This window comes from Mesorhizobium sp. PL10, from assembly GCF_053714315.1.
Genome location: NZ_JBSKBR010000002.1, coordinates 14161 through 34249, shown reverse-complemented (window position 1 = coordinate 34249; position 20089 = coordinate 14161). Strand labels below are relative to the sequence as shown.

Genomic DNA, 20089 nt, shown 5'->3' with positions numbered 1-20089 from the left:
TGGAATGTCCTTGCGATCTGGATGGTGAACCGGGTTCAGCCCTGCGATGGGAAAATTCCCGCCCAGGCAATGCAGAACTGCACGGTCAGCGTCGGCATTGTGTTGTCGTGCGGCGAGGTCCCGCCGATACTCTGCGTCGATTGTGGGGCGGTGATATAAGGCGTGGCTCCGGCAATATCGGTCACATACATGGTGTCGTTCGAAATGGCACCAAGTTCGACCGTCGTGTTGACCGCTTTGCCATCGGCGCTCGACGTGGTCGCGGTCATCGAATGATTGTGCTGTGGCATCTGCTGGGGGAGCAGGGTAACGTTCTCGCTGCCGGCCACCTGGCCCAGGACATAGCTCGAAAGGCCAGACCCGGTGCCCTGATGGATGGGCACACGACCGGCGAGACTGGGCACGGCGAAGGTGGACTGGCCATCGCCGCCATAGGTGGTGCCGATGAGTGTATACAGCACCTCATATTGCGAGATGGGGTACAGGCCCCCGTCGCAGGCGAACCAACCGTTCGGCACGCGCGAAAAACCGAACATGCGGATCTCTCCGACAAAGGGCGTGGTCATCGATGGATCTCCTCCGGGCGGTAACTTAGCGGGCAGTCGTTTGGTCTGCAGTGATCTGGCGATGGATCGCAGGCGTCAACTGCGTGATGGGAATATCCCGGTCATCGCGATGTTGTAGTTGATGGTCTCGTAGGGCTGTATGTTCGGGTGTGGCTGGTTGCCGCCGACATAGGTGACGGTCGGAGCCGCCAGCGGAACCACGCGGCCATTCGGTGCGGCATAGATGGCATTTGTGGTGGTGCCATAGAGCGCACCGCTGGGATTGCGCGCCGCGCCCGCTGCGGTGGTTGCGTTGCCCACATGGTTGTGGGCCGGCAGCTGCTGAGACAGCAGCGTGACGTTTTCGAGGCCGCCCGTTTCACCCCACTGATAGGCTGACGGGTTCCAGTTCGGGTCGGCGGATGGGCCAAAGCCGACCGGGGTGCGGCTTTGCAGGTTGGGCAGCGCGAAAGTCGTTGTGCCATTGCCGCCGTAGGTGGTGCCGAGCAGCGAAAACAGCGCCTGGTTCTGAGCGATGGCGATTATCGAGCCATTGCAAAAGGCGAAGCCCTTTTGCGGGAATCCGAACCCCGTCATCATGATCTGCCCGAGGAAATATTCGGCCATTAGCTCCCCCTAATATAGTTCGGAAAGTTCTTTGAATTCATCATTGCTCATAAACCATGGATTCTGCAAGGGGAGTTTTTCTACATGGTAGACATGGTGAAGACTGTATGATTTACTTTGTCTTCGAATCCGATGGGGATGATCGCACTCGGATTCTGCGTCAGCTAAAGATTTGATCGACCGATATTTTTCGCTTCGACACTAAAGCGTATCGATTGGCGGCACGGGGGCATGCATTGGATCGGACTGTAAAGTATTGCGCCGGGCGCTCGGACGCGCTTGCCAGCAGGTTCCTCCTGTGGGTTGCCATGCTTGCGTTTGCTGGCATGGCTGCCTTGGCGCCGTCCGAGGCACAGGCCGCGCCATCCTTAGGCTGCCCCGCCCCGATAACGTTTACCGTGGCATCCGGCGGTTCTCACCAGATCGACGCATCGTCATGCGATGCTTTCGGAACAAACCCGCAGGACCGAGTGGTGCAGCCCGCACACGGCCATGTCACCATCGACAACCCGTCCGCCGGGCTCCTGACTTATGTCAACAATGGCGACGGCGCCCTGTCGGACAGCTTCACCTTTGAAGATGCCTCCGCCGGTGTCGTCACGGTCAATATTACAGTCCAGCCTGCCACCTCGCCAATCACCGTCAGCCCCGCAAACCTGCCGACGCCGGCAATCGGCGTTTTCTACGACCAGACACTTTCCTCCAGCGGTGGCGTGGCGCCCTATACCTATACGTCGGGCGGCGGCGCCTTGCCGCCAGGGCTTAGCCTTGCGTCCAACGGCAGGATTTCCGGCACGCCGACGGGCTCTGGCCCATATAATTACACTGTGCATGTGGTGGATTCCACCGCCGGCACGCCTTTGACGACCGACAAAAGCTACAGCTTCATTGTCCCCGGACCCACACTGGTCGTTTCGCCGACCAATCCGCCCGCAGGTGCGGTGGGCTTTGCATACAGCCAGCAGCTCAGCACCAGCGGCGGCACCGCCCCCTATACCTACAGCGTCGAGATTGGCCCCCTGCCGGCTGGATTGAGTTTGTCTTCCAGCGGCCTGATTTCCGGAACGCCGAGCGCTCAGGGCACGGTCACATTCAAGGTCAAGTCGCAGGACAGCACGACGATCTCGACCGGCGGTGTCTGGTTCGTCACCCAGGACATAACTGTCGTCATCAATGCGGCTCCGACCATCGTCGTCGACCCCACCACCGTGCCGGGCGGTACAGTCGGGGTCGCGTACAGCGGCGCGACCATGACCGGCAGCGGCGGCACAGGCCCCTATACATTCACGATCAGCGCGGGATCGCTTCCAGCGGGGCTGACGTTGAACGGGACAACAGGCGCGCTTTCGGGCACGCCAACCGCCGGCGGCCTGTTCAATTTCACCGTCCAGGCAACCGATAGCAGCACCTCGCCCGGACCATTCAGCGGCACACGGGCTTATACGCTGACGATTGCCGTGCCGACCATCAGCTTGCCGGCGACCACATTGGCAGATGGCACGCTTGGCGCGGCCTATTCGGCGGCGCTCAATCCGGCGACCGGAGGCACGTCGCCCTACACATATGCAGTGACAAGCGGAGCCCTGCCGCCGGGCCTGGCGCTGTCGGCTTCTGGCAACCTTTCCGGCACGCCAAGCGCGGCCGGTAGTTTCAACTTCTCGGTAACCGCAACCGACAGCAGTACGGGCACGGGACCCTATTCGAGTGCGCCCACCGCCTACACGCTCAACGTCGTCAACATTCCGCCGGTTGCCAACGCAGTGTCGGCCACCGTGGCCTACAACAGCGGCGCAAATCCGATCACGCTCAACGTCACCGGCGGCGTGCCGACTTCGGTCGCCATCGCAAGCGGGCCGACCCAGGGCACCGCAATCGCCAGCGGTACATCGATGACCTACCAGCCTCTCCCCGGCTACGCCGGCCCGGACTCGTTCACCTACACAGCGACGAATTCGGCCGGTACGTCCGCACCGGCGACGGTTACCATCACGGTCGGCAACCCGACGATCGTCGTCGCGGCATCCGGGGCTTTGACCACGCCAATTGGCGCTGCCTACACGCAGACCTTCACCGCATCCGGCGGTGCTGCGCCTTACACGCTGTCGGTGAGCGGCTTGCCGGCGGGTCTAACCCAGACGGGGACAACGGCTAACAGCGTGACCGTTTCCGGAACGCCGACAGAAGCGGGCAGCTTCACCCTCAACGTTACGGGTAATGACAGCAGCACCGGAAATGGCCCCTTCGCGATTGCGCAGCCCTTCACGCTTACTGTCGCTGCGCCAACGCTTTCCATGACGCCGGCGGCGGGAACGCTTAGCGCCGCCTATGGCGCGGCCTACAGCCAGCAATTCTCGGCATCCGGTGGCACGGCCCCCTACGCCTACATCGTCAGCGCCGGCGCGCTTCCAGCGGGCCTCGCGCTTGATCCTGCGACCGGGCTGCTCTCGGGAACACCCACCGTAACTGGCCTGTTCACCTTTTCGGTCCAGGCAACCGATAGCAGCACCGGCACCGGCGCGCCGTTCGCCAGAACGCAAAACTATGTTCTGCAGGTCGGAGCACCGACCATCGCAATCACGCCGGCTTCGCTGGCGGATGCGACCGCGGGGGCTGCCTACACACCCGTTTCTCTTGTCGCATCCGGCGGCGTTGGCCCCTACAGCTTCTCGCTGTCCGCCGGTCCGCTGCCAAATGGCATGGCGCTCACCACAGCGGGCGTTCTTTCGGGGACGCCTACGCAGTCCGGCACATTTCCGATCACGGTGCAGGCGCAAGATGCGAACGGCCAGACGGGCATCCAGAGCTATAGTCTGCAGGTCCTGGTGCCCGGCCTGACGGTGTTACCCGCCAGCCTTTCGGGCGGTGTGGCCGGAACGGCCTACAGCCAGACGCTGTCGGCGAGCGGCGGCACCAGCCCTTACAGCTTTGCAGTAACCTCGGGTACGCTTCCGGCAGGCATAACGCTCACGGGAGATACGCTCGCAGGCACGCCGACCGTTGCCGGCTCCTTCTCCTTCACCGTGACGGCGACCGACAGCACGACAGGTACTGCGGCCACCGGGTCCCGGCCCTATACACTGATTATCACAGCGCCGACCATCACGCTGGCGCCGGCCACTCTGCCTGCAGGCCAATACGGCGTTGCCTACAGCCAGACGCTGACGGCCAACGGCGGCACCGGCCCTTACACCTACGCGCTGACCGGCACGCCGCCAGCTGGAATAACGCTGTCCTCAGCGGGCGTGCTTTCGGGCACGCCGGCAGAGTTCGGCTCGTTCGCCATCACCGCCACGGCGACCGACAGTTTCGGTTTCACCGGCACGGCAAATTACACGCTGGTGATCGGAAACAACCCGCCGGTTGCCAACCCTGAGACGGCTGAAACGCTTGAAGGGCAGGCCGTGACCATCCACGTCACGGACAATGATAGCGGGACCATCACCTCGGTGGCGATCGCCACCGCGCCGGCGCACGGCACCGCGACGGTCAGCGGCACCGACATCATCTACACACCCGGAGCGTCCTTCAACGGATCGGACACGCTGCAGTACACGGCAACAGGACCGGGCGGAACCTCGGCGCCTGCCACCGTCACGATCAACGTCAGGCCTGTGCCTGTCGCTGTCGCGCAAAACGTCACGACATCGTCCGGCAAGGCTGTGGTCGTCGACCTGACCAAGGATGCGGTCGGCGGACCGTTTACCACTGCGACCCTGGTTTCCGTGCCGCCGCCTTCGTCCGGCACGACGACGCTGAACGGTTTCCAGATGACGTTCACGCCGACGGCAACCTACCAGGGCACGGCCACGGTGACCTTCACCTTGAGCAATGCCTATGCGACATCCGCCGTTACAGCCATCACTATCGAAGTGGTGGAGCGTCCCGATCCGACGCTGGACAGCGAGGTGATGGGCATCCTCAACGCCGAGACCGCCGCGACGCGCCGTTTTGCCGCCTCGCAGATCGGCAACTTCCAGCAGCGCATGGAAGGCCTGCATGACAGCGACAACGGCCAGGAACCCACGGACGGCCTGGCCTTCGTCCAGGGCATCGTGCTTTCCTTCGACAGCCCCTGCAACGAAGCCGAACAAATGGCAAAAGGACCGGATTGCGGCCGCAGCAAGGCGTCCGACAACAAGAACTGGCCGTTCAAATCGTCCCTCGACGACACCACCACGTCGGGCACGCCTGGAAGCTTCGGCACCGGCAGCTTTGGCCACAGCAAGGTGACGATCTGGACCGGCGGCGCGATCAACATCGGCGAACGTGACGGCGACGACGGCTACAAGTTCGAGACCACGGGCCTCAGCGCCGGCGTCGACTATCGCTTCAACCGCGCCTTCGCGATCGGTCTTGGCTTGGGTTACGGCCACGATGTCAGTGACATCGGTGACAATGGCAGCCGCAGCAGAGGCAAGGCCTACACGGCAGGGCTCTATGCCAGCTATCATCCCGGCCAGGATTACTTCATCGACGGACTGGTGGGCTATCAGTGGCTGTCGTTCGACTCCAGGCGCTATCTGACATCGGGCGGCGGCTTCGTCACCGGCGAGCGCGACGGCGGCCAGTGGTTCGCCTCCGTGTCCGCCGGCAAGAAGTTCGAGATCCAGGAATGGCAAATTTCGCCCTACGCACGTCTCGACGTAGCGAAGGCGACGCTGGATGCCTTCACCGAAAGTGGCGATCCCTCCTCGGCCCTGCACTATGGCGAGCAGGACATCAGTACTACCACGGGCAATCTCGGCCTGACGCTCGCCTACAAGTTCGCCGCCGACTTCGGCGTGGTTTCGCCGCAGGTGAGGCTGGAATACCAGCACGACTTCCAGGGCGACAGCGCGATCACCATGAACTACGCCGACATGTTCGGCGGGCCGATCTATCACACCTCGATCGACGGGCTCGGCAAGGACCGCTTCATGCTCGGCCTCGGGGTGAATGTGCAGACGGTGCAGGACTTCAACATGCGGCTGGAATATCGCGGTCTGTTCGGCAGCGATGGCGATACCGACAACGGCTTCCTGGTCAACCTGGGCAAGACGTTCTGATCCTCGCCTGACACAGTATCGCGCATCCTGTTTTTCACCCCTCGCTGCCTGACAACCGCGAGGGTTTCGCTTTTTTTGGAACCGGCGTTGTGAAAAACGGCGGCGCATCCCACGGCCGATGGTGCATGCGGGCGAGAACACCCGGCGATCACGTCCACCGGCGGCTACGACAAGGTGCAACCCAAGGACGGGGCCGGATCGACAACACCCGACAGCTCACGATGATTTTCCTACCCGCACGAAAGCTCGTCCTGCCGGGTCAGCTATTGGTCCACATCGGGTCCGGCACGACCACCAGCTTGCCGACGAAATCCTTGGCCACGAAATCGGCCTGCGCCTTGTGGAAATCGGACAGTTTGTAGACACCGCCGACCAGCGGCCGGATTTTCTTCGCCTCGATATATCCAACGATGCGGCGAAAATCGGCACGCGTGCCCTGGCTGGAGCCGTGCAGCTGCAACTGCTTGAGATACATGGTCCGTAGATCGAGTTGCACGACCGGGCCGGCGATGGCGCCGGCGGTGGTGTAGCGGCCTTCCGGCCGAAGGATGCGCAACAGGTCGTTGAAGATCGCGCCGCCGACGAGATCGGCGACCACATCGATTGGTTGGCCGCCGGTCGCTTCATTCACAGCGGCCGGAAGGTCGGCGACGCCACGGGTAATGACGGCCTCGGCGCCGATGTCGCGCACCGCCTGCTCCTTGCCCTTGCCGACGATCGCATAAGGAATGGCACCGCGCGCCCTCGCAAGTTGCACGATGCCTGAGCCGACGCCGCCCGAGGCGCCGGTGACAAGCACGCGCTCGCCGGCTTTCAGCCCGGCGCGCTCCAGCATCTGTTCGCCGGTGAGGTAGGCGCAGCAGAAGGTGGCAAGTTCGACATCGCTCATATCGGTGTCGACGACATGCGCATTCTCGGCCGGAACCGCCTGGTACTCCGCATAGCCGCCGTCGCGGCCATGGCCCATATAGTCGATGTCGGCGAGTGAATCGTCGTCGCGGTTGTAGATGGAGAAGTCGACCATCACCCGCTCGCCGATACGGTCCGGCGAAACGCCTTCGCCCACGACAGCGATGGCGCCCACAGTGTCGGTGCCCTGGATGCGCGGGAAAACAAGCGTGTTGCCTTGCCGCCGCCAGGTCGACACCGCGGCAGAATCTTCCTCCGTGCCATAGGCGCCCTGTCGCACCCAGACATCGGTGTTGTTCATCCCGCAAGCGCTGACCCGTATCAGCACTTCACCCGAAGCAGGCACAGGCACTCTTACATCGGTGCGGTAGACAAGTTTTTCCGGTCCGCCATGCCCGGTGAGCAGCACAGCGGCCATGGTCGCGGGAAGGGTCTTGGTCATGGCATTCATCGTCGATTCACAGATTGGCAAACACGCTGTTGACCGCATCGGCGGTCTTCGAAACGACGATGTCTGCTTCCTCGCGCGTCAGGCAGAGCGGCGGCGCGAAGCCGAGTATGTCGCCCTGCGGCATGGCGCGGCCGATGACACCGCTCGCGGCGAGCGCTGTCGCCGCCTGCGGCCCGATCTTCTGTGCGGGATCGAAGAAGACGCGGTCGTCCTTATCGGCAACGAACTCGACTGCTGCCAGCATGCCGTCGCCGCGCACGTCGCCGACGTGCTTGTGGCCGCCGACAGCCTTGGCGAGTTCGGCGCGGAAATAGGCACCGGTTTCGCCGGCATTTCTCACAAGATCCATCTCGTCGATCAGTTCGAGATTGGCGACACCGGCGGCAACGCAGATCGGGTGCGCGGCATAGGTCCAGCCGTGACCGAGCGATCCCAGCCTGTCGGAACCCTGCACCAGCACCTGCCAGACCTTGTCGGCGACGATGACGCCTGACAGCGGCGCATAGGCCGAGGTCAGGCCCTTGGCGATGGTGATCAGGTCGGGCTTGATGCCGTAGTGGTTGGAGCCGAACATGGTGCCGAGACGGCCGAAACCCGTCACCACCTCGTCGGCGACCAGCAGCACATCATACCTCTTCAGCACGCCTTGCATCTTTTCCCAATAGCCGGCGGGCGGCGGCACGATGCCGCCCGTGCCGAGGATCGGTTCGCCGATGAAGGCGGCGACGGTTTCGGGACCTTCGGCCAGGATCATTTCCTCGAGCTTGTCGGCGCAGTGCTGCGAGAACTGCTCCTCGCTCATCGAGCGGTCGGCACGGCGGAAATAGTACGGCGCCTCGGTGTGCAGCACGGGCGCGCGCGGCAGATCGAAGGCGTTGTGGAAGAGATCGAGCCCGGTCAGTGATCCTGTCATCACGCCTGAGCCATGATAGCCGCGCCAGCGTGAGATGATCTTCTTCTTTTCCGGCCGTCCCAGCACGTTGTTGTAGTACCAGATCAGCTTGATGTTGGTTTCGTTGGCATCCGAACCCGAGAGACCGAAATAGACCCTCGACATGCCTTTCGGCGCGCGGTCGATGATCATCTTGGCGAGCGTGATCGACGCCTCGGTGCCGTGGCCGACATAGGCGTGGTAGTAGGCAAGGTTCCTCGCCTGGGTGGCGATGGCGTCGGCGATCTTCTGGCGGCCATAGCCGACATTGACGCAATAGAGCCCGGCAAAGGCATCGATGCTCTTCTTGCCATTGTTGTCCCACACGGTGACTCCCTCACCACCGGCCATGATGCGCGTCGGCGATTCACCGCGTGCGTGAGTGCCCATATGGGTCGAGGGATGGAAGAAGTGGTCGCGATCCCAGGCGTTGAGTTCGTTGGACTGGTCGAGCATTTTTTGACTCCTTGAGGAAAGCGAACGCGACTTAAGATGTGTTGAGATTCAGGTCAGGCCGAGCCGAAAATGTCAGGTTTCGAGAACCGGAGCGGAGCGTACTCAAGTACGTGAGCACCGGAAGCGCAGAAGCCTGGCATTTGCAGGCCTGCATCACCTGAATATCGGCACATCTTATGCGACGTGCAGGCAGAGGTACTTCAAATCGGTGAATGCTTCGAGCCCGTGGCGCGAACCTTCGCGGCCGATGCCGGATTGCTTGACGCCGCCGAACGGGATCGGCGCGCCGGTGATCCTGACACGGTTGACGGCAACCATGCCGTAGTCGAGCGCGCGGCCAAGGCGCTGTTGGCGGGCTCCGTTCTCGGTGACGACATAGGCGACGAGGCCGTATTCGGTGGCGTTGGCGCGGGCGATGACCTCGTCCTCGCTGTCGAAAGGCGTGACGGCGGCGACCGGCCCAAAGGTTTCCTCGCACATGATCAGCGCTTCGTCAGTGACATCGGCCAGCAACGTCGGCTGGTAGAACAGCGGCCCGGCCTGATGCCGCTTGCCACCGGTGAGGCAGCGCGCGCCATGAGCGATGGCATTGGCGACCTGTTCCTCGACCTTGGTGACGGCGCGCTCATGCATCAGCGGTCCGATGTCGATCTTGTCGGCAAGCCCATTGCCGGTTCGCAGCGCCTCAATGTGCCTGGCAAAGGCGGCGCAGAAGCGGTCGTAGATCGGGCGCTGGACATAGATGCGGTTGGCGGCGAGGCAGTCCTGGCCGGAGGTGGCGAACTTCGCGTCGATGGCGATATCAACGGCCTTGTCAAGGTCGGCATCGGCAAAGACGATCAGCGGCGCGTGGCCGCCAAGCTCCATCACCAGCCGCTTCATCGTCGGCGCACTTTGCGCGGCGATCAGCCTGCCGACCTCAGTCGAGCCGGTGAAGCTCATGGCACGAACCCGTGCATCCTCGCACATGCGCCCGACGATCACAGCAGCCTTGCCGGTGATGACATTGAAGACACCGGCGGGCAGGCCAGCGCGCTCGCCAAGTTCCGCCAGCGCCAGCGCCGATAGCGGCGTCTCCGACGACGGATGGGCGACGATGGTGCAGCCAGCGGCAAGGGCTGCGGCCGCCTTGCGGGTCAGCATGGCCGAGGGGAAATTCCACGGCGTGACGACGCCGACGACGCCGAGCGGCTCGCGCCTCACCATCATTTCCGCATTCGGCAGATGGCTGGTGACGCTCTCGGCATTGAGGCGTTTTGCTTCCTCGGCATACCACTCGACGAAGGAGGCGGCATAGTCGATCTCGCCGAGCGACTCCCGCAGCGGCTTGCCCTGTTCCAGTGTCATCAACAGAGCAAGGTCATCCTTCGCCGCAGTGATCAGTTCGAACCATTTTCGCAGGATTTTGGACCGCTCCTGCGGCAGCAGCGAGCGCCATGCCGGAAAGGCGCGCGAGGCGGCATCGATCGCCTTTGTCGTCTGGTGCGCGTCGAGCGCCGCGACAAAGGCGACAGTCGCGCCGGTGGCCGGATCGGTAACTTCAAAGCTTTCCGCCGCTTCGCTCGCCGTCCAATGGCCGTCGACATAGGCGAGTTCGCGCAGCAGTCGGCGGTCGGCGAGGCGATCAAGCGCTTCGTGGCGATGCGAGCGGGCAAAATGAGCGGACATGGTCGAAGCCTCCCGGTTCGGACGATGCGGGAAGACTATCGGCCAGAAGCAGACAGAGAGACTGTTTGCATGCCTTGAAGGAGAGAGAGTCTCTCCATTGTGCCGTTCCGGCAGACAATCTCTCCGACCTCACGACGATGCCGGCACGAGGTCGGCGATGGGGAGAACGATCTCCTCCTTCACCGTCTTGGTGACGATGTAGGTGAAGTAGCGGTCGATGCCGATCTCACGCTCGAGCAAGCCATCGACCAGCCGCTGATAGGCGTCGATGTCGCGCGCCATCACCTTCAGCACATAGTCGACGCCGCCGCCTACCGACCAGCAGGCGACGATCTCGGGAATATCGCGGATGACGCATTCGAAGCGGTCAAAATCGGCCTGACGGTGGCTGGCCAGCGTCACCTCCATCAGCACGGTGGCGACAGGCGCCACGACGCGCATGGCGATCCTGGCGTGATAGCCCGAGACGATGCCGGCCTTCTCCAGCTTGCGCAGCCGCATCCAGCACGGCGTCGGCGACAGGCCCACCTGTTCGGCCAGCGCCAGCTTGGTGATGCGCCCGTCGCGCTGGATGGCGTCGAGGATTTTCAGGTCGATCGCGTCGAGTTTCGCTGATGTCATCGGCGTCCACTTTTTGTCGGCATCACCATGATGGCGCATTATTTCGATTGTCAATTGCACTGATTTCGATCCTAATAAGTCATGACATTATGGCAACCCGATCCCGCGCTCCTCCGCCGGCCAGCCTATCAGTCGCTGGCCGACCAGTTCGCGCGCGCCATCCATGACGGGCGGCTGGCCAATGGCGCCCGACTGCCGACGCATCGAAGGCTGGCCGACGACCTGAAACTGTCTGTGCAGACGGTCAGCCGCGCCTATGAGGAACTGATCCGGCGGGGCCTGATTTCCGGCGAGATCGGCCGCGGCAGCTTTGTACAGACGCAGCGCCGCGAACCGGAACCGCCCTATCTGCCGGAGCGCCTCGGCGAAGTCATCGACCTCTCCATCCTGAAGCCGGTCTGCGAGCCGATGCATCTGGAGCGGCTGAAGCAGGCCTTGGGTTGGCTCGCCGAAAACCTGCCGTCAAGTTCGGCGCTTTCGTTCCGGCCCAACATGGTGTTTCCGCGCCACCGTGCGGTGGCGGTGGACTGGCTGAAACTGTGCGGGCTGGATGTCTCGGCGCAGAATATCAGTCTGACCAACGGCGCCACCGCCGGGATGACGGTGGCACTGATGAGCGTCGCGCCGCCCGGCTCAACCGTCGCCACCGAAGCAATTGGCCACCACACGCTGGTGCCACTGGCGCGCTATCTCGGCTTCAACCTCGAAGGCCTGCCGATCGACGGCAACGGCCTGATACCGGAAGCGCTCGACGAGGCCTGCCAGCTTACCGACATTCGCGCGGTGTTCGTGCAACCTTCGGTGATCAACCCGACGGCGACGCTGATGGACGCACGTCGGCGCGAAGAGATCGCCGCGGTCGCGCGCAAGCATGACATCGCCATCATCGAGAACGATGTGCTGGGACCCCTGGTCGAGGACCGGCCGCCGCCGGTCGCGGCTTTCGCGCCGGAGCGTACGCTCTACGTCACCTCCTTCACCAAGATCACCGTGCCTGGCCTGCGCATCGGCTATCTCGCCGCGCCCGACCGCTACGTTGCCGCCGTTGCCAACCGGCATCTGGTGTCGAACTGGATGGCGACGCCGCTGGTGGCCGAGATCGCCACCAAATGGGTAGCCGACGGCACTGCGATGGAGCTCGTGCGCTGGCAGCGCGCGGCGTTGCGGCGCCGCCAGGACATCGCTGCCGAAGTGTTGGCCGGCGTCGACTATCGCGGCCGGCGCGACGGGCTGCATGTCTGGCTGCAGCTGCCCGCCGACCGCGCCGAGGAAAGTTTTGTCGCCCAGGCCCGCTTGCAAGGCGTGGCAATCGCGCCCGGCACCTCCTTCCGCATTTCCGACGCACCCTGGCATCCGGCAGTACGCATTTCGCTGGGCTCGACCACCGAGGGGGAACTGCGCGCCGGCCTCGGCGTTGTCACCAAGCTGTTGCTTGGCGATCCGGAGCATCTGCTGCTCGCAATCTGAGCTGAAATTGCCCTGAAATCATGCAATGCGGAAATATTGTCATGATTTTATTTTCCAGATTGACATGATTTGACGCGTTCCGCATCGTTAAGGGCACAGGCTTCTCCAGCAGGGGAAATTCATTTGTCCGCACCCATCATCAAGGTCGACGCCATTTCGAAGAGCTTTGGCTCGTTCAAAGTGCTCGACGGCCTGTCGATGCAGGTCATGCCCGGCGAGAAGCTGGCGCTGATCGGCCCGTCCGGCTCCGGCAAGACGACGATCCTGCGCATTCTGATGACGCTGGAAAAGATCGATGGCGGTCATATCCAGATCGATGGCGAGCAGCTCTACCACATGGAGCGCAACGGACAGCTGCTGCCCGCCGACGAGCGGCATCTGACCAAGATGCGCCAGAAGATCGGCATGGTCTTCCAGCTGTTCAATCTGTTTCCGCACAAATGCGTCATGGACAATGTCACCCTGGCGCCGATGCTGACCAAGGGCACGCCGCGCGCCGCTGCCGAGAAGCGAGCGATGGAACTGCTCGACATGGTCGGCATGGCCGACAAGGCGAAGTCGATGCCGGCGCAATTGTCCGGTGGCCAGAAGCAGCGCGTGGCGATCGCGCGCGCGCTGGCGCTGTCGCCAAAGATCATGCTGTTCGACGAGGTGACCTCGGCGCTCGATCCGGAGCTGGTCGAAGAGGTGCTCAACGTCATGCGCAAGCTCGCCGCCGAGACCGACATGACCATGCTGCTCGTCACCCACGAGATGGGCTTCGCTCACGACTTCGCCGACCGTGTGCTGTTTTTCGACCGCGGCAGGATCGTCGAGGAGGGCAAGCCCGATGAGATTTTCCGCCATCCCAAGCAGGAGCGCACGCAAGGCTTCCTGAAGAAGATCATCGCGGCCGGACATCGTGTCTGACCGCTTTGCGGGGCGGAAGACCGCCTCAGACAAAACCAAGACAAGAAACAAGGAGTTGGGAACAATGAAGAAACTTGGCATTCTGGCTGGCGTCGCCGGCCTCGCACTGACAGCGGTGCTGGCCGCCTCAAGCACCGGTTCGGCTGACGACAGCAAGCTTGAGCAATTGAAGGCGCAGGGCTTTGCGCGCGTCGCCATAGCCAACGAGCCGCCCTATACGGCGGTCGCCGCCGACGGCAAGGTTTCGGGCGCGGCGCCGGACGTGGCCCGCGAGATCTTCAAGCGTCTCGGCGTTGGCGACATCGTTGCGTCGATTTCGGAGTATGGCGCGATGATCCCCGGCCTGCAGGCCGGCCGGTTCGACGTCGTCACCGCCGGTCTGTTCATGAAACCGGAGCGCTGCGCGGCGGTCGTCTATTCCGAACCGGTGCTGTGCGACGCCGAGGCGATGCTGGTCAAGAAGGGCAATCCGAAGGGCTTCAAGAGCTACGAGGACGTCGCCAAGGACACGTCAGCCACGATCGGCGCGCCCGGCGGCGGCACCGAAGAGAAGCTGGCGCTCAACGCCGGCGTACCGCGCGAGCGCGTCATTGTCGTGCCCGACGGCCAAAGCGGCCTGAAGATGCTGCAGGACGGACGTATCGACGCCTATTCGCTACCCGTCCTGTCGATCAACGACCTTGTCAAGAAGGCCAACGATCCGAACCTCGAAGTCATTGCGCCAGTGCAGGGTGCGCCGGTCTATTGCGACGGCGCCGCCTTCAAGAAGGGCGACGAAGCGTTGCGCGACGCCTTCGATGTCGAACTCGCCAAGATGAAGAAATCCGGCGAGTTCGCCAAGATCATCGAACCCTACGGTTTCTCGGCGGCGGCCGCGATGTCGACGACCAGAGACAAGCTCTGCTCGGCAAAGTGAGAGCATCTTCCTTCTCCCCGTTTACGGGGAGAAGGTGTCACGAAGTGACGGATGAGGGGCGGCGCCAAGTTTGGAGAAGCTAGCACTGCCCCTCATCTGCCTGCCCATCCTCCGCAGCAGCCACGCTGCAGCTACGGAGGGTGAACCGGCATCTTCTCTCCGTGCAACGGGAGAAGAACCTAGACAGTCAATGTTGGAACCCAGATGACCCAGTGGTCCGGCTATCTCGGCCTGATATTGCAGGGAGCGCTTGTCACCATCGAGCTGACGCTGATGGGGTCGGTGCTCGCGCTCATCATGGCCTTTCTCGCCGGCATGGGGCGCGTGTCGCGCTTCTTTGCGCTGCGCTGGCTGGCCACCGCCTATATCGAATTCTTCCGCGGCACCTCGATCTTCGTGCAGTTGTTCGTCGCCTATTTCGTGTTGCCGTTGATCGGCCTCGAGATGACGCCGCTGCAGGCCGGCGTACTGGCGCTGGGCCTCAATGTCGGCGCCTATGCGGCCGAAGTGGTTCGCGGCGCCATCCAGTCGGTCGGGCGCGAACAATACGAAGCCTGCATCGCGCTTAACCTCGGCCGCTGGCAAGGCATGCGTCACGTCATCCTGCCGCAGGCGCTGCTGATCATGCTGCCGACCTTCGGCAACAATGCCATCGAGCTGCTCAAGGCCACGTCCGTGGTGTCGCTGATCTCGCTCGCCGATCTCACCTTTCAGGCGCAGGTCGTGCGCTCGCAGACCGGCAACACGCTGGTGCCCTTCACCGCCATCCTGATCATCTATTTCGCGCTGGCGCTGATCATTTCCTGGGGCGTGCGTTCGCTGGAACGCCGTATGGCGCGCGGCCTCGATGGGGTGCGTGTCTGATGGCCAATGCCCTTCTAATGAATTGGGCCCTCTGATGGAATGGGACTGGAACTTCGTCTGGGAAATCATGCCGACGCTGATCCAGGGCGTGAAGATCACCATCCTGGCGACGCTGCTTGGCTCCGTGCTGGCCGCCATCGTCGGGCTGGGCATTGCATTGGCGCGGCGCTCGCCCAACAAGGTGCTGTCGCGCACCGTCGGCTTCCTTGCTGAATTCATCCGCGGCACGCCGCTTCTGGTGCAGCTCTATTTCATTTTCTACGTGCTGCCCGATTTCGGCATTCTGCTGCCGCCGCTGGTCGCCGGCGTCATCGGGCTCGGCCTGCACTACGGCACCTACACGGCGGAAGTCTACCGCGCCGGCATCGACAACGTGCCGCGCGGTCAGTGGGAAGCTGCCAAGGCGTGCAATCTGAGCGCCACGCAGACCTGGACCAACATCATCATTCCGCAGGCCATCCCGCCGATGATCCCGGCGCTGGCCAATTATTTCATTGCCATGTTCAAGGAGACGCCGTTGCTATCGGCGATCACCGTGCTGGAGCTGATGAACCAGGCCAAGAGCGTTGCCAACACCTACTATCGCTACATCGAGCCGATCACGCTGGTCGGCGCTTTCTTCCTCGTCATCAGCCTCTTTTCCGTCGTGCTGCTGCGCTGGCTGGAACATCGCTACGGCAAGATCGAAAGGTAACCCTGAGATGAAACCGTTGCCCGAAATCAGGCAGATGCCGACAAGGCCGGCACTCGACGAGCGTCCGCTGGAAAAGCGCGTCGGCCTGATCATCCTTGCCACCGACCACACCAGCGAACCGGATTTCCGCCGCATGGTGGCGAGCGAGCGGCTCGGCGTCTATGTCGCGCGCATTCCCTACAAGAACCCGACGACGCCCGAGAACCTTCGCAAGATGCAGCCGGAGCTGGCGGCGGGTGCGGCATTGATCCTGCCCGACGAGACGCTCGACGCCATCTGCTATTCCTGCACCTCGGCCTCGGTGGTGATCGGCGATGCCGAAATCGAGGCCGCGATCCAGTCTGCCAAATCAGGCGTTCCCGTCGTCACGCCGCCGATGGCCGGCGTGCGCGGGCTGAAGGCGCTGGGCGCGAAGAAGATCAGCATCCTAACCCCTTACACCGTTGAAACCTCCAGACCGATGGCGGCATACTTTGCGGCGCGCGGCTTCGATATTGTCAGCTTCACTTGCCTCGGCTTCGAAGACGACCGCGAGATGGCGCGCATTGCGCCGACAGCGATTGTCGAACTCGCACGCGAGGCTATGCATGCTGAGGCCGAGGCGCTCTTCGTGTCCTGCACGGCGTTGCGCGGTGCGCTCGCAATCACCGGCATGGAGGAGGCGATCGGCCGCCCGGTGGTGAGCAGCAATCAGGCCAGCGCCTGGAACTGTTTGCGGCTGTGTGGCGACGAGACATCCCTCCCCGAATTCGGCCGCCTTATGACGCTGCCATTGCCGCGCGATTGACGATCATGACGACAGTTACCCTCAGCGATATTCGTGCCGCGCATGAGCGCATTGCCGGCAAGATCGAGCGCACGCCAACAGTCTTGTCCCATAGGCTCTCGGAGCAACTCGACGCTCCCGTCCACCTCAAACTCGAACATCGCCAGATCACCGGCAGCTTCAAGCTGCGCGGCGCCTCGAACGCCGTCGCTTCGCTGAGCGCTGAGGAGAAGGCGCACGGCGTCGTCTCGGCGTCGACGGGCAATCATGGCCGCGCGCTGGCCTATGCCGCAAAGCTCGAAGGCATGCGCGCGGTGATCTGCATGTCGCGGCTGGTGCCGGGCAACAAGCTCGACGAAATCCGCCGGCTTGGCGCGGACATCCGCATCGTCGGCAACAGCCAGGATGAGGCGCAGCAGGAGGTCGAGCGACTGGTGGCGCAAGAAGAGTTGGTCATGCTACCGCCCTTCGACCATCCCGCCATCATTGCCGGGCAAGGCACGCTCGGGTTGGAGATGGTCGAGCAGGTTCCGGATGCAGCTCTTGTTCTGGTGCAGCTCTCCGGCGGCGGGCTGGCCTCGGGCATCGCCGCCGCCGTCAAGGGCATCAACCCTCAGACAAAAGTCATCGGTGTTTCGATGGCGCGCGGCGCGGCGATGAAGGCAAGCCTTGAGGCAGGCAGGCCGGTCGAGGTCGAGGAGTTACCGACGCTGGCGGATTCGCTCGGCGGTGGCATCGGCCTCGACAACCGGCTGACCTTCGCCATGTGCCGCGAGCTGCTGGACGATGTGGTCCTGCTTAGCGAGGACGAGATCGCTGCCGGCATCCGCGATGCCTATGAGCACGAGCGCGAGATCGTCGAAGGCGCCGGCGCCGTCGGCATCGGCGCACTGCTTGCCGGCAAGGTCAAGGCGAACGGCCCGGTGGTCGTACTGCTGTCCGGACGAAACATTGACATGAACACGCACCGCAAGATCGTTTGCGGTGCGGTAGCCGCGGAGCGTGCTGCATGAGCCGGATGACGATCCTCACGGAGAGTGAGCTACGCAAGATCGTGCCCCTCGATCTCGACGCCGTCGCCTGCGTCGAGAACGCCTTCCGCGCTTTGGCCACTTTGCCGGTGGCGATGCCACCGATCCTGCGGCTCGACATTCCCGAGCATCGCGGCGAGGTTGACGTGAAGTCCGCTTATGTGCCCGGGATAGACGGTTTCGCCGTCAAGATAAGCTCTGGCTTCTTCGACAATCCAACGCTCGGCCTGCCGAGCGGCGGCGGCATGATGGTGCTGCTTTCGGCAAAGACCGGTGTGGTCGAGGCGCTGCTGCTCGACAATGGCTACCTCACCGATGTCCGCACGGCCGCCGCCGGGGCGGTAGCCGCGAAGCATCTATCGCGGCCGGATTCGTCTGTTGCAGCAATATTCGGCGCCGGCGTGCAAGCCGGGCTGCAGCTCGAAGCGCTCATGCTGGTGCGGCCGATCGCCGAAGCGCGCATCTGGGCCCGCGATGCGGTCAAGGCAGAGGCGACAGCAGGCGCGCTGCGCGAGAAACTTGGCATTCTCGTGCGTGCCGAACCGGACGCGGCAACGGCCGTTGGCGGCGCGGACATCATCGTCACCACCACGCCTTCGACCGAGCCACTGATCAAGGCCGGCTTCGTTTCGGCTGGCCAGCACATTACTGCGATGGGTTCGGACGCAGAGCACAAGAACGAGATCGCGCCCGCCATCCTGCGCATGGCAGATCTCTACGTCGCCGACAGCGCGAAGCAGACACGGCGTCTCGGCGAACTGCATCACGCCATCGCTTCGGGCGTTATGGGCGCCGATATGGAGGTCACCGAGCTCGGCCAGATTATTGCCGGTGAAAAGCACGGAAGGCGCTCAGCAAGCGACATCACCATCGCCGACCTCACCGGCACCGGCGTGCAGGACACGGCGATCGCCACGCTCGCCCGCGACCGCGCGCGGGCGGCAGGGTCCGGGACCACTTTCGAAAGCTGATACCGGCCGCGAGGCCCAACAAACGAGGACCAAGAACAATGCAACCAAACCTGAAATTCTCGCGCGCCGAATTTGCGGACCGCCTCGCCAAGACACGGCAATCCATGGAGGTGAATGGCGTCGATCTGCTGATCGTCAGCGATCCGTCCAACATGGCCTGGCTGACCGGCTATGATGGCTGGTCGTTCTATGTGCACCAGGCGGTCATCGTGCCGCCATCGGGCGAGCCGGTCTGGTACGGCCGTGGCCAGGACGCCAACGGCGCCAAGCGCACCGCCTATCTCGCGCATGACAACATCGTCGGCTATGCCGACCACTACGTGCAGTCGACCGAGCGCCACCCCATGGATTTCCTGGCCAGCGTGCTCAGTGATCGCGGCTGGAGCAAGCTGACCATCGGCGTCGAGATGGACAATTACTGGTTCTCAGCGGCGGCGTTCGCCGGGCTGCAGAAGCATCTGCCCAATTCCCGCTTCGTCGACGCCACCGCGCTGGTCAACTGGCAGCGCGCCGTGAAGAGCCCGATCGAGATCGATTATATGCGCAAGGCAGCTCGCATCGTCGAAGCCATGCACCGGCGCATCGTCGACAAGATCGAAGTCGGCATGCGCAAATGCGATCTGGTCGCCGAGATCTACGATGCCGGCACGCGCGGCGTCGACGGGATCGGCGGCGACTATCCGGCGATCGTGCCGCTGCTGCCGTCGGGCGCCGACGCTTCGGCACCGCATTTGACCTGGGACGACCAGCCGATGAAGTCGGGCGAAGGCACCTTCTTCGAGATCGCCGGCTGCTACAACCGCTACCATTGCCCGCTGTCGCGCACCGTCTTTCTGGGCAAGCCGACACAGGAGTTCCTCGATGCCGAGAAGGCGACGCTGGAAGGCATGGAGGCGGGGCTTGCGGCGGCGAAACCCGGCAACACCTGCGAGGACATTGCCAACGCCTTCTTCGCTGTCTTGAAAAAATACGGCATCGTCAAGGATAACCGCACCGGCTATCCGATCGGCCTGTCCTATCCGCCGGATTGGGGCGAGCGCACCATGAGCCTGCGCCCCGGCGACCGCACAGAGCTCAAGCCCGGCATGACCTTCCATTTCATGACCGGCCTGTGGCTGGAGACGATGGGACTGGAGATCACAGAATCCATCCTGATCACCGAAACCGGTGTAGAGTGCCTGGCCAACGTGCCGCGCAAGCTGGTGGTGAAGAATTGAA

General features: G+C 63.3%; 16 protein-coding genes. 10 read left to right on the top strand and 6 right to left on the bottom strand.

Annotation, left to right across the window (positions count from 1 at the left end; genetic code table 11):
* Positions 1-35: 35 nt before the first annotated feature.
* A complete protein-coding gene (locus ACWGTO_RS03815; RefSeq protein ID WP_454573537.1) occupies positions 36-566 on the bottom strand; it encodes a phage tail protein in 531 nt (176 codons plus the stop codon).
* A gap of 75 nt (positions 567-641) precedes the next feature.
* Positions 642-1172 carry a phage tail protein gene (locus ACWGTO_RS03810; protein WP_454573536.1) on the bottom strand — a complete coding sequence of 177 codons (531 nt, stop codon included), beginning with the start codon at positions 1170-1172 and terminating at the stop codon, positions 642-644.
* 473 nt (positions 1173-1645) lie between these two features.
* On the opposite strand from ACWGTO_RS03810, the gene ACWGTO_RS03805 reads away from it, so the two are divergent.
* Positions 1646-6217, top strand: a complete 4572-nt coding sequence (locus tag ACWGTO_RS03805; RefSeq protein ID WP_454573535.1) for a putative Ig domain-containing protein — start codon at positions 1646-1648, stop codon at positions 6215-6217.
* Between the two features lie 259 nt (positions 6218-6476).
* Here ACWGTO_RS03805 and ACWGTO_RS03800 read toward each other — a convergent pair whose 3' ends face one another.
* The 4 genes from ACWGTO_RS03800 to ACWGTO_RS03785 form a co-directional block, all read right to left on the bottom strand.
* On the bottom strand, positions 6477-7577 hold the full coding sequence (locus ACWGTO_RS03800) for an alcohol dehydrogenase family protein (RefSeq protein ID WP_454573534.1): 1101 nt from the start codon (positions 7575-7577) through the stop codon (positions 6477-6479).
* A gap of 7 nt (positions 7578-7584) precedes the next feature.
* A complete protein-coding gene (locus ACWGTO_RS03795) occupies positions 7585-8964 on the bottom strand; it encodes an aminotransferase (RefSeq protein WP_454573533.1) in 1380 nt (459 codons plus the stop codon).
* A gap of 174 nt (positions 8965-9138) precedes the next feature.
* Positions 9139-10632, bottom strand: a complete 1494-nt coding sequence (locus ACWGTO_RS03790) for an NAD-dependent succinate-semialdehyde dehydrogenase (protein ID WP_454573532.1) — start codon at positions 10630-10632, stop codon at positions 9139-9141.
* Positions 10633-10761: 129 nt separating this feature from the next.
* Complete coding sequence (locus tag ACWGTO_RS03785) at positions 10762-11253, bottom strand: Lrp/AsnC family transcriptional regulator (RefSeq protein WP_454573531.1); 492 nt, start codon at positions 11251-11253, stop codon at positions 10762-10764.
* Positions 11254-11334: 81 nt separating this feature from the next.
* Between ACWGTO_RS03785 and ehuR the strand changes: the two genes are divergently transcribed.
* The 9 genes from ehuR to doeA all read left to right on the top strand — a co-directional run bounded on the left by ehuR (position 11335) and on the right by doeA (position 20088).
* On the top strand, positions 11335-12720 hold the full coding sequence (gene ehuR / locus ACWGTO_RS03780) for a MocR-like ectoine utilization transcription factor EhuR (protein ID WP_454573530.1): 1386 nt from the start codon (positions 11335-11337) through the stop codon (positions 12718-12720).
* Between the two features lie 123 nt (positions 12721-12843).
* On the top strand, positions 12844-13629 hold the full coding sequence (gene ehuA / locus ACWGTO_RS03775; protein ID WP_454573529.1) for an ectoine/hydroxyectoine ABC transporter ATP-binding protein EhuA: 786 nt from the start codon (positions 12844-12846) through the stop codon (positions 13627-13629).
* A 64-nt stretch (positions 13630-13693) separates the two neighbouring features.
* Positions 13694-14545: an ectoine/hydroxyectoine ABC transporter substrate-binding protein EhuB gene (gene ehuB / locus ACWGTO_RS03770; RefSeq protein WP_454573528.1), complete on the top strand. Its 852-nt coding sequence runs from the start codon at positions 13694-13696 to the stop codon at positions 14543-14545.
* 204 nt (positions 14546-14749) lie between these two features.
* Positions 14750-15409 carry an ectoine/hydroxyectoine ABC transporter permease subunit EhuC gene (ehuC, locus tag ACWGTO_RS03765; protein WP_454573527.1) on the top strand — a complete coding sequence of 220 codons (660 nt, stop codon included), beginning with the start codon at positions 14750-14752 and terminating at the stop codon, positions 15407-15409.
* Positions 15410-15443: 34 nt separating this feature from the next.
* Positions 15444-16103, top strand: coding sequence for an ectoine/hydroxyectoine ABC transporter permease subunit EhuD (ehuD, locus tag ACWGTO_RS03760; protein ID WP_454573526.1), 660 nt, complete (start codon positions 15444-15446; stop codon positions 16101-16103).
* 7 nt (positions 16104-16110) lie between these two features.
* Positions 16111-16890 carry an ectoine utilization protein EutA gene (eutA, locus tag ACWGTO_RS03755; protein ID WP_454573525.1) on the top strand — a complete coding sequence of 260 codons (780 nt, stop codon included), beginning with the start codon at positions 16111-16113 and terminating at the stop codon, positions 16888-16890.
* A gap of 5 nt (positions 16891-16895) precedes the next feature.
* Positions 16896-17882, top strand: a complete 987-nt coding sequence (eutB, locus tag ACWGTO_RS03750; protein ID WP_454573524.1) for a hydroxyectoine utilization dehydratase EutB — start codon at positions 16896-16898, stop codon at positions 17880-17882.
* On the top strand, positions 17879-18871 hold the full coding sequence (locus tag ACWGTO_RS03745; RefSeq protein ID WP_454573523.1) for a cyclodeaminase: 993 nt from the start codon (positions 17879-17881) through the stop codon (positions 18869-18871). Before eutB ends, ACWGTO_RS03745 begins: the two co-directional genes overlap by 4 nt.
* A 38-nt stretch (positions 18872-18909) precedes the next feature.
* Positions 18910-20088, top strand: coding sequence for an ectoine hydrolase DoeA (gene doeA, locus ACWGTO_RS03740; RefSeq protein ID WP_454573522.1), 1179 nt, complete (start codon positions 18910-18912; stop codon positions 20086-20088).
* Position 20089: the final 1 nt, after the last annotated feature.

Coding starts and splice junctions, on each gene's coding strand:
- ehuC (WP_454573527.1), top strand. CDS start 14,750: ATGACCCAGTGGTCCGGCTATCTCGGCCTGATATTGCAGGGAGCGCTT.
- eutB (WP_454573524.1), top strand. CDS start 16,896: ATGACGACAGTTACCCTCAGCGATATTCGTGCCGCGCATGAGCGCATT.
- ACWGTO_RS03745 (WP_454573523.1), top strand. CDS start 17,879: ATGAGCCGGATGACGATCCTCACGGAGAGTGAGCTACGCAAGATCGTG.
- ehuR (WP_454573530.1), top strand. CDS start 11,335: ATGACATTATGGCAACCCGATCCCGCGCTCCTCCGCCGGCCAGCCTAT.
- ehuD (WP_454573526.1), top strand. CDS start 15,444: ATGGAATGGGACTGGAACTTCGTCTGGGAAATCATGCCGACGCTGATC.
- ACWGTO_RS03785 (WP_454573531.1), bottom strand. CDS start 11,253: ATGACATCAGCGAAACTCGACGCGATCGACCTGAAAATCCTCGACGCC.
- ACWGTO_RS03800 (WP_454573534.1), bottom strand. CDS start 7,577: ATGAATGCCATGACCAAGACCCTTCCCGCGACCATGGCCGCTGTGCTG.
- ACWGTO_RS03815 (WP_454573537.1), bottom strand. CDS start 566: ATGACCACGCCCTTTGTCGGAGAGATCCGCATGTTCGGTTTTTCGCGC.
- doeA (WP_454573522.1), top strand. CDS start 18,910: ATGCAACCAAACCTGAAATTCTCGCGCGCCGAATTTGCGGACCGCCTC.
- ehuB (WP_454573528.1), top strand. CDS start 13,694: ATGAAGAAACTTGGCATTCTGGCTGGCGTCGCCGGCCTCGCACTGACA.
- ACWGTO_RS03790 (WP_454573532.1), bottom strand. CDS start 10,632: ATGTCCGCTCATTTTGCCCGCTCGCATCGCCACGAAGCGCTTGATCGC.
- ACWGTO_RS03795 (WP_454573533.1), bottom strand. CDS start 8,964: ATGCTCGACCAGTCCAACGAACTCAACGCCTGGGATCGCGACCACTTC.
- ACWGTO_RS03810 (WP_454573536.1), bottom strand. CDS start 1,172: ATGGCCGAATATTTCCTCGGGCAGATCATGATGACGGGGTTCGGATTC.
- eutA (WP_454573525.1), top strand. CDS start 16,111: ATGAAACCGTTGCCCGAAATCAGGCAGATGCCGACAAGGCCGGCACTC.